The organism is Sphaerochaeta sp. UBA5836 (assembly GCF_002432845.1).
Taxonomy (GTDB): Bacteria; Spirochaetota; Spirochaetia; order Sphaerochaetales; family Sphaerochaetaceae; genus Sphaerochaeta.
In genome coordinates, this window is the sequence record NZ_DJGW01000053.1 from 15728 (window position 1) to 16203 (window position 476).

The 476-nt window shown below is 38.9% G+C and carries 1 protein-coding gene; it reads left to right on the forward strand.

The window, feature by feature from the left end:
• Window positions 1-110: 110 nt before the first annotated feature.
• Window positions 111-476 (forward strand): RhuM family protein (rhuM, locus tag B3F49_RS04030; protein ID WP_293909140.1); only part of this gene is annotated, 366 nt, incomplete at its 3' end.

Sequence of the window (476 nt, forward strand, 5' to 3'; positions counted from 1 at the left end):
CCGATAGGTTGGTATGTTCCCTATGTCTCGTATGAAGCACTTGTCATACTTATTCCGAAGTATGGTTGCTATTGCTCATAACATTGCAATCGAGCCTAAAGGAGAAGTAGATGGAAAATGAGAAACATATGGAACTGGCAATTTTTATGGATGATGGAGTGACCATAGAAGTTCCATTTTCTCCAGAGGACGAGACGGTATGGCTAACGGCCAATCAGATGGCATTACTTTTTGACAAGGATGAGAAAACGATTAGGAAACATATAAACAATGTTTTTTCAGATAATGAATTGGAGAGGAATAACAACACGCAAAAAATGCGTGTTGTTGGAGTTAAGCAACCTGTACCATTTTACACGCTTGATGTAATCATTTCGGTGGGATATAGGGTAAAATCAAGAAGGGGTGTTGCCTTTCGAAAGTGGGCAACATCAATCATGAAAAAGTATCTCCTCAAAGGATATGCTGTTAATCAA